General features: G+C 72.8%; 13 protein-coding genes and 1 pseudogene. 5 read left to right on the top strand and 9 right to left on the bottom strand.

The features are described 5' to 3' along the window. The 6 genes from FNQ90_RS02795 to FNQ90_RS02770 form a co-directional block, all read right to left on the bottom strand. On the bottom strand, positions 1-1,404 hold a 1,404-nt coding region (locus FNQ90_RS02795; protein WP_228470810.1), incomplete at its 3' end, for a condensation domain-containing protein. Positions 1,405-1,472: 68 nt separating this feature from the next. After that, complete coding sequence (locus FNQ90_RS02790) at positions 1,473-3,824, bottom strand: lantibiotic dehydratase (RefSeq protein ID WP_182604785.1); 2,352 nt, start codon at positions 3,822-3,824, stop codon at positions 1,473-1,475. A gap of 20 nt (positions 3,825-3,844) precedes the next feature. Next, entirely contained in the window at positions 3,845-4,102 is a 258-nt protein-coding gene (locus FNQ90_RS02785; protein ID WP_143623229.1) for an acyl carrier protein, read from the bottom strand. 173 nt (positions 4,103-4,275) lie between these two features. After that, a complete protein-coding gene (locus FNQ90_RS02780; RefSeq protein ID WP_182604784.1) occupies positions 4,276-5,202 on the bottom strand; it encodes a threonine ammonia-lyase in 927 nt (308 codons plus the stop codon). Continuing rightward, a complete protein-coding gene (locus tag FNQ90_RS02775) occupies positions 5,199-6,695 on the bottom strand; it encodes an amino acid adenylation domain-containing protein (protein ID WP_182604783.1) in 1,497 nt (498 codons plus the stop codon). Before FNQ90_RS02775 ends, FNQ90_RS02780 begins: the two co-directional genes overlap by 4 nt. Beyond that, the gene (locus FNQ90_RS02770) at positions 6,695-9,040 is read right to left on the bottom strand and encodes a lantibiotic dehydratase (RefSeq protein ID WP_182604782.1); all 2,346 of its coding nucleotides are present in this window, start codon (positions 9,038-9,040) and stop codon (positions 6,695-6,697) included. Before FNQ90_RS02770 ends, FNQ90_RS02775 begins: the two co-directional genes overlap by 1 nt. 195 nt (positions 9,041-9,235) lie before the next feature. Between FNQ90_RS02770 and FNQ90_RS02765 the strand changes: the two genes are divergently transcribed. Further along, positions 9,236-9,445: an MbtH family protein gene (locus tag FNQ90_RS02765; RefSeq protein WP_143621851.1), complete on the top strand. Its 210-nt coding sequence runs from the start codon at positions 9,236-9,238 to the stop codon at positions 9,443-9,445. A gap of 186 nt (positions 9,446-9,631) precedes the next feature. Here the strand turns inward: FNQ90_RS02765 and heR are convergent, their stop codons facing one another. Next, positions 9,632-10,414 carry a heliorhodopsin HeR gene (gene heR, locus FNQ90_RS02760; protein ID WP_182604781.1) on the bottom strand — a complete coding sequence of 261 codons (783 nt, stop codon included), beginning with the start codon at positions 10,412-10,414 and terminating at the stop codon, positions 9,632-9,634. A gap of 463 nt (positions 10,415-10,877) precedes the next feature. Here heR and FNQ90_RS02755 point away from each other — a divergent pair. Beyond that, positions 10,878-10,979, top strand: a pseudogene (locus tag FNQ90_RS02755) (IS5/IS1182 family transposase); the annotation flags it as partial. A 200-nt stretch (positions 10,980-11,179) separates the two neighbouring features. Here FNQ90_RS02755 and FNQ90_RS02750 read toward each other — a convergent pair. Beyond that, the gene (locus FNQ90_RS02750) at positions 11,180-11,632 is read right to left on the bottom strand and encodes an ATP-binding protein (RefSeq protein ID WP_323379746.1); all 453 of its coding nucleotides are present in this window, start codon (positions 11,630-11,632) and stop codon (positions 11,180-11,182) included. A 288-nt stretch (positions 11,633-11,920) separates the two neighbouring features. Here FNQ90_RS02750 and FNQ90_RS02745 point away from each other — a divergent pair, with 288 nt between their 5' ends. The 3 genes from FNQ90_RS02745 to FNQ90_RS02735 all read left to right on the top strand — a co-directional run bounded on the left by FNQ90_RS02745 (position 11,921) and on the right by FNQ90_RS02735 (position 13,965). Further along, on the top strand, positions 11,921-12,772 hold the full coding sequence (locus FNQ90_RS02745) for a helix-turn-helix domain-containing protein (RefSeq protein WP_182604780.1): 852 nt from the start codon (positions 11,921-11,923) through the stop codon (positions 12,770-12,772). 9 nt (positions 12,773-12,781) lie between these two features. After that, on the top strand, positions 12,782-12,976 hold the full coding sequence (locus FNQ90_RS02740; protein ID WP_182604779.1) for a hypothetical protein: 195 nt from the start codon (positions 12,782-12,784) through the stop codon (positions 12,974-12,976). A gap of 140 nt (positions 12,977-13,116) precedes the next feature. Then, positions 13,117-13,965 carry a GNAT family N-acetyltransferase gene (locus FNQ90_RS02735; protein WP_182604778.1) on the top strand — a complete coding sequence of 283 codons (849 nt, stop codon included), beginning with the start codon at positions 13,117-13,119 and terminating at the stop codon, positions 13,963-13,965. 230 nt (positions 13,966-14,195) lie between these two features. Here the strand turns inward: FNQ90_RS02735 and FNQ90_RS02730 are convergent. Beyond that, a partial coding sequence (locus tag FNQ90_RS02730; RefSeq protein WP_182604777.1) for a GNAT family N-acetyltransferase occupies positions 14,196-14,727 on the bottom strand: 532 nt, incomplete at its 5' end.

Raw genomic sequence — 14,727 nt, 5'->3', positions numbered from 1 at the left:
CTCCAACTCCCCGTACGACACCACCCGATCCCCACACACCACCGCCGAACCACCACCACCCCACAACCGCACCGGGGTCCGGTGACGGACGACGGGCGCGGGCGCGGCGGCGGTGACGGCCGGGTCCGTCGCGCCGCTGGGCGCCGAACGACGGGCCAGCTCGGCGACCGGGGTCGTGCGGTCCGCGAGGACGGCGCTCAGCAGCCGGGTGTAGGAGGCGGCGAAGTCCTCCATCGTGGCGCGGTCGAAGAGGGCCGTGGCGTACTGGAGACGAGCCGCGATCCGACCGTCCGGCAGCAGTCCCAGGTCGAGGAAGACGTCCAGCGGACTGCCCGCCAGGGGGGCGGGCAGGAGCTCGGCCCGCAGACCGGGCAGCCGCAACGGTTCGTAACCGGCGTTCAGGAGCGTGAAGGACGCCTGGGCCAGGGGGTGACGGGACATGTCCCGGCCGGTGGCCACCTCTCCGACCACCCGGTCGAAGGGGGCCTCGGCCCGGGACAGATCCTGCAGCACGTTGCCGCGCACCCGCTCCAGCAGGGCGCCGAAACCGGGGCCGCCGGAGAGGTCGTTGCGCAGCACCAGCGTGTTGACGAACGGGCCGACGACCTCCTCGGCCCCCGGCCGACCGCGATCGGTCATGGTGCTGCACACCGCGATGTCGGTGCGGCCGGAACGGTGCGCCAGCAGCGCCTGGTAGACGGCGAGCAGCACCATGTAGCGGGTGGCACGGTGCTCGCGGGCGACCCGGTCCACGTCCGCGACCACCTCGGTGGACAGGGCGAAGCGGACCACGTCGCCCTCGCCGTCCCAGAAAGCCGGGCGGGGGCGGTCGGTGGGCAGTTCCAGCGGGGCGAGGCCCGCGAGTCGCCCGCGCCAGTAGTCCAGCAGGCGCTCCATGCGGGGCCCGGTCAGCCGACGCCGCTCGTCGCGGGCGAAATCGGCGTAGCGGCGCCGGGGCGGGGAGACGGGTTCGCCCCGGTAACCGGCGGCGAGTTCGCGGAGCAGGATGTTCCAGGACCACCCGTCGACGGCGATGTGGTGGACGATCACCAGGAGCACGTGCTCGCGGGGCGCGGTCCGGGCGAGGACCATGCGCACGGGGGGTTCGCCGGCCGGGTCGATGGGGCGACCCAGCTCCCGCGCGAAGAACTCGTCGACGTCGACGGCCGTGGTCCGCTCCAGCACCACCCTCGCGGCGTCCTCCACGTGCGGGGTCGGATCGCCGTCCGTGACGGGGTAGCGGGTGCGCAGGATCTCGTGGCGCTCCAGGATGCCCCGCAGCGACCTCTCCAGCGCCGGGACGTCGAGGTCTCCCTCCAACCGCACGGCGAGGGGCAGCAGGGCGTCGGAGGAACCGCCGGCGAGCCGGTCCATGAACCAGATGCGCCGTTGGGCGAAGGACATGACGGGGGTCTCGTCCCCTCGCCCGGTCCCCTCGGTCCCCGTGGTCTCGTGATGCGCCGCGCCAACCCTCACTGTGGGCCTCCCTCCGGTCGGTTGCCTCCACAGTGCTGCCGGCGGGGAGCCGTCACCAGGGAAGAAGGCGCAACGCTGCGCGCAGGGAGATTGCGCGGATCGACATCGAGCGCGGCCCCCGGTTCCCGACGCGCGAGCCGACGGACGGCCTTGGCGAGGATGGTCGTGTAGACCGGGCTGTCGAAGTCCACGTAGAAGGGACGCGGTTCGGTGGGGGAGACCACGAAGACGAAGCGGGGCAGCCGGTGCCGCTCCCGCCAGCGGCGGGCGCCCACGTAACGGCGGGCCTCGCTCTTCTCCTCCGCGAAGTCCGCCTCCGCGGCGGGCAGTCGCCAGGTCTCGCGGGCGACCACCAGGCGGTCGATCGTCACCCGGGGGGTGTGCGGGGCCTCGGGGAGGATGTCGAACAGGTCCATGGACAGGGTGGTCAGCGCGTGGGAGAAGACCTCCACGGCCGGGAAGGTCGCCCCGTCGGGAAGCAGGACGACCGGCTCCCCGTCCCGCTCGACCACCTCGGCCTCCGCCCCGCGGACGGTGCGCGGCCGGCGCGGGTCCGCGGTGAAGTCCACCAGCCCCACCTGGTAGTCCGTCGGCCGGACCAGGGCGTGGCGGATGCGGCCCGACAACCGGGAACGGTGCTCCTTGGGCAGCAGCGGCATCAGACGGGGGCCGGGATGGTCGCGGTCGGTCAGGGCCACCAGCTCCCCGGGGTCGGGGTGCTGGTGGACGAAGAGCGAGGCGCCGAGGGTGTTCGCCGCCAGGTGCAGTTCGCCCAGGACGAGTTCGAAGTCCCCGCGCGCCACGGCCTCCGGTCCCGTCGCGGCGATCATGACGTCGGGGCTGAGGTAGCGGGCGGCGGTCCAGCCGGGCCGTCCGCCGCCGAAGCGCTCCTCGACCGCGCTCTCGATGTCGGTCAGGGTCCCGCGCACGCGGTGCGCGCCGGGGGGCGGCTTCAGGATGTCCCACCAGTGTTCCCGGAACTCGCGCTGCAACCGGTCCGCGACACCGCGCGCCTCGCCGTGCAGGACGGGCATGCAGGCGAACCAGAAGTCGGCCAGGCCGACCGGTCCGTCGGCGGCGAGCCGGGTGTGCACGGCGCGGATCGGGTCCATCACCTCCTCCGCGAGCCGGGAGGTCAGCCACCCGGCGGCGGTGAGCAGCGGGTCGAGCGGGGCGAGCGCCTCCCGCACGGCCCGCCCCGTGCGAACGGTGGCGGAGCGCCGGGCGTCGGAGTAGACCAGCGCGCGGCAGGGAGCCGTGGACGCCGACTTCTCCCGGACGGCGGCGGTGTCGGTGAGGGCGGTGAAGTCCCCCTCCAGGCCGCTCAGGGCGGCCACCAGTTCATCGGCGTCCCCGCTCTCCCCGGCGGCGCGGACGCGTTCCCGGCCGCGCTCCAGCACCTCCAGCGCGGCCAGGCCGCGGTCGCGCACCCGTGGATCGTCGATCCCCTCCAACCAGGCGCGCAACCACCGTTCCGGATGGGTGGAGGCCGGAATCTCCAGTCGCCACACCGCCCAGCGGCGGGCCACCGCCTCCTCCAGCACCGCCGCCACGTCGACGGCCGGGAGCGCGGCCCGGATCTCCCGGGCGGTCCGCACGCCGTCGCACAGGGCGAGGACCTCGGCGGTGGGGTCGTCCACCGTGCGCGGGGGGCGGCCGGGCACCCGGACCACGTTCCCCTCCACGCGGACGAACGGCACCGGCCGGGGCGCGGTCCACTCGCGCAGGGCCGGATCGCGGTCCAGGTGTTCGGCCAGGGCGTCGACGGCCCAGCCGGCGAAGTACACCTCGGTGGCCGCGATCAGCCCCCGGCCGGGGTCCACGGCGACCCCCTCGACGGTCGGGTCCCAGCGGCCCCAGCCGACGGGGCCGAAGAAGCCGATGGTGTCGTTCTTCACACAGAACCGCTGCCAGTAGTGCGCCACCAACTCCTCGCGCTGACGCGGCATGCTGGTACGCCCCGCCGCGCTGGGCTCCCACTTCAAAAACGGCGCGATACCCGTGCGCAACACCGTCGGGTTCTGCCACGCCACCGCCGCACGGAACCGCGGCGACGCCGCGATCTCCCGCAACCGGTGCGCCGTCGCCACCGCCGCCTCGGTGTGGAGGGCGGTGAACTCCTCCCACGCCTCGCCGGTCGGTTCCTCCTCGGCGGTGAACTTGTCCGCGGCGGCGGCCAGGCCCGGCGGCGCCAGCTCCAGCACCCCGTCGGCCGGGAAACCCGCGCCGCGCAGCGCGAACTGCTCCCACAGCCGCCGGCGCCCGAGCCGGATCGGATGCCCGGTCCCCGTATCGGCCCCGGTCTCCGTTCGCGTCTCCGCCCGCGTTCCCGTCACGTTCCCGTTCATGGAGTTCCGCCTCCCCGCGGTCATGCGCCGGTGAAGTCGGCCTCGACCACGGCGGCCAGTTCGGCGGGGGTGGGGTAGGCGAACAGCAGGGCGACGGGGACCTCGATGTCGAGCGCCTCCTGCAGGTGCGCGGTGATCCGGAAGGCGGTGAGCGAGTCGCCCCCCGACTCGTAGAAGTCGCTGTGCTCGTCGCACTCCGGGAGGTCGAGCGCCTCGCGGAAGGCGGTCACCAGCAGCTCGGTGACGGTGGCGACGGTGGGGCGGGCGTGGGTGGTCACGGTGTCTCCTCGGGGTCTCGGGCCCGGACGGGCGCGAACGGTTCCTCCGGAACGGATGTCCCGGGGTCGGACTTTTCCTCCGGAACGGATGTCCCGGGGTCGGACTTCGGTGTGCCGGCGCGGGGCCCCGGGCCGGTGCCGGTGAGCGGCGGCCACCGACCGGGGCGGGACGGTCAGGGAATCGCGGACATCGGCGGCCGGCCTCCGTTGCCCCCGGAGACGATCGCCACGGTGCGCCCCCGCGCACCGTCCCGCAACGCCCCGGCCAGGGCGACGGCCCCGCTGGGCTCGGCGCGGACGCCGTGCCGGTGCAGCAGTGCCATCGCCGCCGTGATCTCGGAGTCGTCGACGGCGATCAGGGAGTCGACGCGCTCACGGACGATCGGATAGGTGATCTCTCCCGGGCGCCGACCGCGCAGGCCGTCGGCCACGGTGTCGGCTCCCGGCAGCAGCACGGGGCGGCCGACGTCCAGGGAGCGGGCGTAACGCGGCAGGGCGACCGGCTCGACACCGACGACCCGCACCCGGTGGTCCCGGACGGCCAGGCAGATCCCGGCGAGGAGCCCGCCACCGCCCACGGGCACGTAGAGGGTGTCGGTGTCCGGCGCGTCGGCCAGGATCTCCGTGCCCACCGTGCCCTGTCCGGCGACGACCAGCTCGTGGTCCGAGGAGGGCACGAGGGTCGCGCCGATCCGCTCGGCCAGGGCACGGGCGTGTTCCTCGCGGTCGACGACGTCCCCCGGCACGGTGACCGTCCGCGCCCCCAGGGCCCGGATGAGGGCCGCCTTGGCGGGACTGGCCCCGGCCGCCATCACCACCGTCACCTCCACCCCCAGCGGAGCGGCGAGCCGGGCGAGGGCGATGCCGTGGTTGCCGGAGGAGCCGGCGACGATCCGTCGGGCCCCCAGGCCCAGCACCGCGTTCACCGCGCCACGGGTCTTGAACGAACCGCCGTGCTGGAGGTGTTCGGCCTTCAGCAGCAGGCGCGGCAGCGTACCGCGCGGGGTCCCGGTCAGCGGGGTTCGGCGGACGTGGAGGGCGATGCGGGACGCGGCGGCCCGGACGTCGGCGGGGCCCAACCGGGTGTCCGAGGCGGTCACGGCGCCCCTCCAAAGGCGGCCAGGGCACGCCGGTCGACCTTGCCGCTGCGCGTGGTGGGCAGGGACTCCCGTCGCACGAAGCGGCGTGGCATCAGGTGCGGCGGCAGGGAGCGCAACAGGTGGGTGCGCAGCTCGGCGTCCCCGACCCCGGCCGGCACCCCCGTCACGTGGGCGGTGAGGAAGACGCGCCCCCGGTCGTCGCTCCCGGCCGTGACCACGGCGCCGGTGACGCCCGGATGGGCCAGCAGCGTCCCCTCCACCTCGGCCGGATCGACCCGGTACCCGCGGATCTTCACCTGGCGGTCGGTGCGCCCGAGGTACTCCAGTCCGTGCGGTCCCCGGCGGGCCAGGTCCCCGGTGCGGTAGAGGCGGGCGCCGGGCGGTCCCAGCGGGTCGGGGACGAAGCGCTCGGCCGTGCGGGAGGGCTGCCCCCGGTAGCCGCGCGCCACCCCGGTGCCGCCGATGAGGACCTCCCCCACCGCGCCGTCGGGCACCGGGGCCAGGTCGCCGTCCAACAGGCGCACCACCACGTGGTCCAGGGGCTCGCCGACGATGTCGGCCGCCTCCCCGGCGCGCGGCACGACGCGGCGGGTGGAGGTCATCGTGCACTCGGTGGGTCCGTACTGGTTGATCAGTTCCCCGGTCACGAGTTCCCGTCCGCCGGCGGCGAGGAAGGGCCGCAGCGACTCGCCGCTGGAGGCGACCAGTCGGACCCCGGCGAGGACGTCGGCCGCGTCCGGTTGTCCGGCGATGAAGGACAGGAAGGAGGGCGTCACGCTCAGCAGGGTGTTCACGCCCCGCTCCCGGATGGCGGCGCCCAGGGCCGCGGGGCGCATCAGCACCGCGCGGGGCACCACCACCACCCGTCCTCCCGCCAGCAGGGGTGCGAAGGTGTCGCGGAGCGAGGCGTCGTATCCCTGGGGCGCCACCTGGAGCGCGACGGTGTCCGGGCCGAGCCGGCAGTCCCGGGCGACGGAGCGCAGATAGGTGTCCAGAGCCCGGTGTTCGATCAGCACCGGGGCGGGTTCGCCGGTGGAGCCGGAGGTGTGGCTGACGTAGGCCGCGTTCCGTTCGTCCGGCCCGGCGACCTCCCCCCGCTCACCCGCCGGCGCCGGATCGTCCATGAGCACCGGCGGCCCGGGGACGGGCAGGTCGGTGAGACGCTCGGCGAGGTCGGCGGTGGTCAGGAGCATCCGCGCCCCTCCGGTGCGCGCCAGGGCGGCGAGCCGGGCCGGGGGCTGCTCGATGTCCAGGCCGAGGAAGACGGCGCCCGAACGGATCACGGCGGCCGTGGCCACGACGGCGTCCGCGCGATCCACGGCGACGGCGCAGACGGTCTCCGGCCCGGCCCCCCGCGAGCGCAGCGCCCCGGCCAACCGCTCGACCCGGTCGATCAGCTCCCCGCGGGTGACGCTCCCGGCCGGACCGGTCACGGCCACGCGGTGCGGGTCGCGGGCGGCCAGGGCGGCGATGTCGTCGACGAAGGTGCGCATCACCGTTCGCCCCCGTCCCCGTCCCCACCCACCGCGGGGGTGGTGGTGTCGACGGCCACGAAACGCAGCTCGGAGGTGTAGACGCGCCCCCGGTCGTCGGTCAGCCACGCCTGTTCGGGGGTGGGCAGCATCTCGCTGATCCGCAGCCGGGCCCCCGGTTCCCGCCGGGCGAGTCGCCGGGCGGCCTTGGCGAGGATGTTGACGTAGACGGGACTGGCGAAGTCCACGTAGAAGGGGCGGGGTTCGGTCGGGGAGACGACGAAGACGAAGCGGGGCAGGTCGTGTTCGCGCCGCCATCGGCGGGCCCCCACGAAGCGACCGGCCTCCCGCTTCTCCTCGGCGAATTCCAGCTCCGCCGCGTCGAAGGACCACGTCTCCCGGGAGACGACCATGTCGTCGATGGTGATGCGCGGGGTGTGGTCCCCCTCCGGGCGCAGGCTGAAACGGTCCATCACCCGCTGCGTGAGGGTGTTGGCGTAGACGTCGAGCAGGGGGAAGACCGCCCCGTCGGGCAGGACGACGACCATCTCCCCGTCGCGCTCCTCCACCGCCACGTCCGCGCTGCGCAGGGTGCGCGGCCGGTGGGGGTCGCCGGTGTCGTCGACGAGCGCCACGTGGTAATCCTGCGGCCGGTCCAGGGAGGGGCGGCTGCGGGCGGACCACTTCAGCGGCAGTTCCTTGGGCAGCAGCGGCAGCAGACGCGGGCCGGGGAAGTCCCGGGTCGTCTCGGCCACCAGGGCCTCCCGGTCCGGGTGCTGGTGGACGAAGAGCGAGGCGCCCATGGTGTTGAGCGCGCAGTGCATCTCGCCCAGCACCAGCTCGAACTCGCCCCGCTCCACGGCCTCCCGGTCCTCGGCGAGAACCAGGAGGTCCGGGCTGACGTAACGGGCCAGGGACCACCCGGCGCCGGGCTCCTCGAACTCCTCCCGGACCCGGTCGGCGATGTCCGCCGAGTCCAGCCGCACCCGTCGTACCCCCTGCGGAACCTCCAGCACCCGGGACCACTTGGCCCGCAGCTCCTCCTGGACGGCGTCGATGTCCGCGCCCGCCCGGGGGTGCGGTGAGGGGAGGGAGGACATCCACAGGGTGCCCAGGTCCACGGTCCCGTCGCCGGCGGCGGCCAGCTTGCGGTACTCCTCGCGCAGCCGACCCCCCACGACCTCGGCGACGCGATTGGTCATCCAGCGGGCGGCGGTCAGGCACATCCCCAGAGGGGTGAGCCGGTCCAGCAGATCCGTGCCCAACGTGGCGCGGGCGGCACGTCGCGCGTCGGAGTAGACCAGACCCCGGCAGGGAGCCGTTCGCGCGCCCTTGGCGCGCTGGGCCTCGGCGGCGGTGAGGGCGGCGAAATCGGTCTCCAGCGCCTCCAGGGCCCGGGTGAGGGGGGCCGCGTCGGTGCCGGCGGCCTGCACCGCGTCGCGTCCGCGCTCCAGGACCGCGAGGCGTTCCAACGCCTCCTCGCGCAGCTCCCGATCGCCGATGCGCACCAGGATCTCCCGCAGGGCCCGTTCGGGGAAGGAACTGGAGGGGACCTCCAGGCGCCAGTGGACCCAGCGCCGTTTGACCAGGCTCTCCACGATCCCGGTCACCCGCTCCTCGGGCACCCCGAGTCCGTCGGCGATCGCGACCACCGAACGCGTTCCGTCGCACAGCTCCAGAACGGCGCGGTCCTCCTCGGAGATCTCCTGCGGGGGGCGACCGGGCAGCCGCACCCGTCCGTCGTCGAGCCGGACGAAGGAGATCCGACGCGGTGGGATCCACCGGCGCGTCCGGGGGTCCTCCCCCACCGACCGGGCCAACGCGTCGATGGCCCAGCTCGCGAAGTACACCCGGGAGTCGGCGAGGAAGCCCTCGCCCGGGTCCACGGTCACCGCGTCGTGACGGGACAGGTCCCAGCGGCCCCAGCCGACGGGGCCGAAGAAGCCGATGGTGTCGTTCTTCACGCAGAACCGCTGCCAGTAGTGCGCCACCAACTCCTCGCGCTGACGCGGCATGCTGGTGCGCCCCGCCGCGCTGGGCTCCCACTTCAAAAACGGCGCGATACCCGTGCGCAACACCGTCGGGTTCTGCCACGCCACCGCCGCACGGAACCGCGGCGACGCCGCGATCTCCCGCAACCGGTGCGCCGTCGCCACCGCCGCCTCGTCGAACGCCTCGACGAAGCCCTCCCACTCCGGGCCCGAGGGGCGCCGGTCGGAGTCGAACTTGTCCGCGGCGGCGGCCAGGCCCGGCGGCGCCAGCTCCAACACCCCGTCGGCCGGGAAACCCGGCCCCCGCAGGGCGAAGTGTTCCCACAGCCGCCACCCCCCGGTGGGCAGCTGTACGTTCTCCGGAACGTCCGGCATGGCGGGACTCCTTCCACAGCGGGGTCGGCGGTGCCTCGGTGTACCGGAACACTGCCGCCGCGCCTCTCCTCCTCACCAGGGAAGGAGTCGCACGGTCGATTGCCGCCGGCGCTGCGCGTTTCTCCCTGTCCGTCGCCGCGTTCCCGGCCCACGCTGGTGCCGGACGTTTCCACCGCACCCGGGAGGACCGAGGCGATGACCGACGGCAACGAGACCGGCTACCTGGTCGTGCGCAACGACGAGGATCAGTACTCCATCTGGCGCGAGGGCCGGGACCTCCCTCCCGGCTGGCACGCCGAGGGCACCACCGGCACCCGACAGGAGTGCCTGGACCACATCGGACGGGTGTGGACCGACATGCGCCCCCGGTCGCTGCGCGAGCGCATGGCGGCGAGCGCCGGCTGAGCCGGCCCGCGGCCACGGGCCCCGACCTCCCGGGCACTCCCCGGGGGTCGGGGCCCGTGGCCGTGGGCGAGCGCCCCGGCGGCGTCGCGGCCGGACTCCGGAAGTGGGGTGAGGAGCCGGATCACGGCGCGGGCTCGGAGGTGGACGTGCTCTGCCCCGGCGGCGCGCCCGGCCGGCCGGCGCGTGTCAGTCCGCCAGGGAGCCCCCGAAGATCTGCCAGGCCAGGACGGACTTGGCGACCAGGCTGAGCACCAGGTACACCTTCTCACCGTAGGCGTAGGTGGCCCACGGTCCGATTTCGCGGTACTGGAGCCACTGGTTGACGCCGAAGCTGAAGAAGAAGACCGCCTGGGCGAGGACGATGCCGTAGACGAAGCCGGGCACCGTTTCGGAGGCGGCGATGTTGAAGGCGATGGACACCCACGGCCCCAGGCCGACGATGGTCCCGAACCAGAAGGGCAGCATGGTGGTGGCCGTGCGACCGGGCGGGTTCATGAGTTCCTGGAGCCACCCGAAGAAGATCATCGCGGCGTTGGCGGCGGCGATGACGATCAGGGCGTTGATGCCGGTGATGCCCGAGTAGAGGCTGATGAGGATGATCATCAGGGTGGCGCTGACCGAGTACTCAAGCCATCGGAAGCGATTGATCCCGCGCCGCAGGTCGCGTTCATACGTGCCGCGCAGCACTGTGGCCGTCAGCAGATGATCGAGGGCCGCCAGCCCCAGGAAGACGGCGACGGCCCAGCCGATCGGCACGTCGAACAGCGCTTCCGGGGCGGGCGGGGCCGTGCCGGGAGGCCCCTCGGGGAGGGATGAGGTGACCGTGATCGAGAAGCCGCCGGCGAGCAGGACGATGAGCGCGGCCTGGGCGATGTGCAGCGAGGTGAGACCGAGGTTCCACGCGCGGAGTCCGGCCAGGCGCTTCCCGGTGACACCGCTTGCCACCGGCTCGCTGCCGTCGTTACGCATCGGTGTTCCTCCCGTTTCCGGTACCGCTCTCCGGTGCTACGGCCCCACACCGCTTTCGGTGTCAATATGGACGAATACCCCCGGGCTTGCCACCCGGTCTCTTCGCACCCGGCACCGCTCACCCGCGTATCCAAGCCGGTCGGGAAAGGTCACCTCGGCGGTGCGGGCGTCCGCCTCCGTTCGCTCGCCGGTGGACAGAGGCGGGAGGCCGCCCCGTCCATGGACATCGAACCGCCGTGTGCGAGTCCGCGGACGACGGTGGTGTTTCACCTCCGCCTCGAACGGGGTCGTGCGCACGTCCTCGCACTCCGGCCTCACCCGCGGTGACGAGGCGAGGCGGGCACGCACGGTGGTGGCCGTGCAGCCGATGCGGATGGGTCCGCCGAGGGCCGCACCCCGGGTGAGTCGCCCAGTACCGCCCACCGGGCTCCGGCGCGCTCATCCGGGGGGTCTGCGCGTTCCCCTGCCGATCGACCGCACCGCCGCCAACCGGCCGTTCCACTCCGGCAAACACGAGAGACACGGGATGAACGTGCAGGTCATCGCCGTCCCCTTCGACCGACTGCCATCGAGTACGACCCCCGACCCCGTACGAGGCCGAATCCGCGGAGAAGGCACCCGTCGACGTGGTCGAACAGGTGACCGCCCACCGGAAGGCCGTCATCGGCGTTCCCGGGAGCTGGGCGGTCTCCGCCGGGTGACCCGCCACCGTCACCCGCACGACCAACCTCCGCCCCGTGCGCCGTCGTCGACCGGGTCCTTCGCTCACGCCCCGGCGCGCAGGCGGAGGCCGACGACGACGGACTTGCCGCGCACGGGACGGGGGACGATCGCGCGGGTGACGGTGAGGGCGTCCACCAGCGGCAGACCGCGCCCGCCGGTGGCCTCGGTGCTCGGCGGGGCCCGGTGCGGCAGGCCCTCCCCGGGATCGGAGACCGCCAGCCAGTAGCAACCGTCGACCGGCCACAGCACCAGCTCGACGAGTTCGGCGTGGTCGGGTTCGGCACCGTAGCGGATGGCGTTGGTCACCAGCTCGGAGACCACGAGGGCGAGATCGTGGCGGACCTCGGGACAACAGTCCGGTGACAGGGCACCGACCACCGCCCGTCGGGCACGGGCCACGGAGCCCGGCTCGGGCGGGAAGGTCCAGCAGCGGGGCACGACGGGAACGGCGGGGTGGTTACGGGCGGACAGGATGGAAAGAGGGGTTTCCGGCACGACCGGCTCCTCGGTTGAACTCGGGCGCCTGGGCACAGGGTTGACAGGATGGGTGGTACTCGCGACCACGGCGGCGTCGGTGGCTCGCCTTCCCGGGCGCGGGCGTTCCCACCCCGGGAAAGGTGGGCACGCTCGCGCGGTGCACTTCCGATGTTGCCGTTCGCATTTTCTTCACTACGGAACGCTAATGTATGCATCGGCACCCTGCCACACCATCAGAGGCAATTACCACGAAAGAGTTGGGTCAGTGCCTCTCACCTGGAGGCACTGACCCTCGGAGAGGTCTGCATGCCCACCCGCCGCACCCCCACAGAACGTCAGAAGCGCCTGGGTTCGGAGCTCCGGAAACTTCGAACAGCCGCAGGCGTGAGCACGGAGTACGCAGCCGGGCTGCTGGGAATCGACCGCACCAAGGTCTCGAACATGGAGTCCGGGGTTCGTGTCATCACACCCGAACGTGTGCGCACCCTCGCCGGTAACTACTCCTGCTCGGACCCGGCGTACGTGGAAGCACTGGTGGCCATGGCCGAGCGGAGGGAAGGCGGATGGTGGGAAGAGCACCGGGGCACGCTTCCATCCGGCCTGCTGGACATCGCTGAACTGGAGTGGCACGCCACCCGGTTGCACACCACTCAGACGGTGCACGTGCCCGGCTTGTTGCAAACCGAGGAGTACGCCCGCGTGGTCTTCGGCGCTGTGCTTCCGCCTCTCTCCCGTCTGGAAATTGAGCTACGAGTGAATCATCGGATGCGTCGGCAACTGGTGCTCGACAGAACAACTCCTCTCCCCTACGTCGCCTACGTCCACGAAGCGGCGTTGCGGATGAAGTTCGGTGGTCGGGTCACCACCCGTGCTCAACTCGAACATCTCTGCGCCATGTCGGAACGCGATCACATCACCGTGCGGGTCCTTCCGGTGGAGTGCGGAATCTTCCCGGGAGCCGGTCACGCCATGTTGTACGCGGAAGGGGTGGTACCCCAACTCGATACCGTCCAACTGGACTCCGCTCATGGCCCGGAGTTCACCCACGCCGAAGCACAGCTCGCCAAGTACCGCAGCCATCTGGACTGGATGGCCGAGGCTGCCTTGTCTCCTTCGGCATCACGGGATTTCATCCATGACATCGCCCGGCAACTGTGAGGAGTTCGGATGTCCGACATCACTTGGGAAGACCCCTTCTGCGGGGAGGGCAACAACTGCTTCCGGATCGGCACCGACGTGGAGGGCAACGCCCACATAGCCGTCCACGGACAGGAGGAGCACCGCGTCACCGACTCCATCGACGCCCTGCGCACCCTCATCCGCGACATCAAGGCCGGCAAGGCCGACCACCTGCTCGATTGAGGGGCCGGCTCCGGGGCCGGGAGGGTCCTCTCCTCCTCGACCACGGAGCCGGCCGATCCGGGACATTTCCGGCCGGGGTGTGCCACCGGGTGAAGCGAAACGAAGTGGCGTCGGTGGTGCCGTGTTGCTTGGATTCCCGGGTGACTTCCACCGACTCCCACGAACATCCCGAACGAGCGTTGTTGGCCCGGATCGAGGAGTACCACGACACGGTTCCCCGCCACGAGGCCCGCGTCGAGGAACACGGACCGCTGACCCTGTTCGTGCGGGAGGGTCGGGGCCGCCCGTTCCATGCCCGTCCCACGCAGGGATGGTCCGGCCCTCCGGAGGCCGGTGACGTGCGGAGGGTCCGTGCCCGCCAGCGGGAGTTGGGGGTTCCGGAGAGTTTCGAATGGGTCGCCGAGACCACGCCCACACTGCGGGCGGCCGTCGAGGAGACGGGACTCGTGGTCCGGGAGCATCCGCTGATGGTGCTCGATCCATCCGCTCCGACAGGGCCGGTGGAGGAGGTGGCCGGCACCGTATCGGTGCGGATCCCGGGGGCGGATGATCCGGTGCTCGCCGGCGCCCTGACCGTGCCCCATCTCGCCTTCGCCGACCCCGGGACCCGTATCGGTCCGGCGGGCACACCGCAACTGGCGGAAGCGGTCGAGGCCGGTGTGGGTGACGAATCGCTGGAACCCGCGATCCCCCGTATCCGCGCCGGTCTGACGGTGGTCGCCGCAGCAGTCGAACACGGCATGGCGCTCTCGGCGGGCCAACACCAACCGCTCGCGGGGGTCAGCGAGATCGTGGGGGTCGGAACGCTTCCCGCCGCCCGTCGTCGAGGCCTCGCACTCGCGGTCACCGCGGCGCTGGTGGCCGACGCCCGGTCACGTGGAGTGGAGACCGTCTTCCTGTCGGCGGGTGACGACGCGGTCGCGCGGATCTACGCCCGGCTCGGTTTCCGGAGGATCGGCACGGCACTGGCCGCCGAACCCGCCGAATAGGTCCCTCCGTCTCCCGAGCCGGGGCTTGCTTCTCACCGGCGCTCACGGTGTTCACGATGTTTCCGGATTCCGTGGCCGGCGAGCGGTGTCCGAACCCGACCGGGGGGCGCCGGTTCCCGTCCCTGAAGGTGTCCACTCCCCGGCGGAGGGTCTGTACGGCGGACTCGTGTGGGGTCCGACGGGGGAGATCCGAGCCGCGGACACGGGCCACGGCGCGTCGGCGGAAGTGCTCAGCCGAGGCAGCCGGACCACTCCTCACGGGTGAGGGCGTACTCGACGTCACCGTGCTCGGCGCCCTCGATGGGGTCGGGCCACTCCTCGAAGAAGGTGCGCACGAGCGCCAGTCCGGCCTTCTCCAGCACCCGTCGCGAGGCGGTGTTGACGGTCATCGTCGTGGCGACGACCCGTTCGGCGCCGAGGTCGGTGAAGGCCGTGTCGACCAGGGTCCGCGCGCCCTCGGTCGCGTAGCCGCGTCCCCACACCGCCGGGCGCAGGCGGTAGCCCAACTCCAGGCCGTCGCCGGGGCGCAGGCCGGTGCTGTGCGCGGGGCGCAGGGAGAACCAGCCGAGGAACCCTCCCTCCCCGGCTCCCCCGATGTCCTCGGCCGCCAGGCAGCCGAGGGAGCCGGTCGGTCCCTCGCGGTACTCGCGCAGCAGGGCGGGCAGGGTCTCGCGCTCCACCGTCTCCCGGCTCACCGGGCGACCGTCGTCGATCCGCCGCATGACGCGGGGGTCGCCGTGCAGGTCGGCCAGGGCGTCGAGG

The organism is Streptomyces alkaliphilus (genome assembly GCF_014141535.1).
Taxonomy (GTDB): Bacteria; Actinomycetota; Actinomycetes; order Streptomycetales; family Streptomycetaceae; genus Streptomyces; species Streptomyces alkaliphilus.
This window is presented reverse-complemented; position numbering and strand designations above follow the sequence as displayed.

Excerpts from the sequence above, each read along its gene's own strand:
- FNQ90_RS02790 (WP_182604785.1), bottom strand. The coding sequence starts at position 3,824 with ATGAACGGGAACGTGACGGGAACGCGGGCGGAGACGCGAACGGAGACC.
- FNQ90_RS02775 (WP_182604783.1), bottom strand. The coding sequence starts at position 6,695 with ATGCGCACCTTCGTCGACGACATCGCCGCCCTGGCCGCCCGCGACCCG.
- FNQ90_RS02770 (WP_182604782.1), bottom strand. The coding sequence starts at position 9,040 with ATGCCGGACGTTCCGGAGAACGTACAGCTGCCCACCGGGGGGTGGCGG.
- FNQ90_RS02765 (WP_143621851.1), top strand. The coding sequence starts at position 9,236 with ATGACCGACGGCAACGAGACCGGCTACCTGGTCGTGCGCAACGACGAG.
- heR (WP_182604781.1), bottom strand. The coding sequence starts at position 10,414 with ATGCGTAACGACGGCAGCGAGCCGGTGGCAAGCGGTGTCACCGGGAAG.
- FNQ90_RS02745 (WP_182604780.1), top strand. The coding sequence starts at position 11,921 with ATGCCCACCCGCCGCACCCCCACAGAACGTCAGAAGCGCCTGGGTTCG.
- FNQ90_RS02740 (WP_182604779.1), top strand. The coding sequence starts at position 12,782 with ATGTCCGACATCACTTGGGAAGACCCCTTCTGCGGGGAGGGCAACAAC.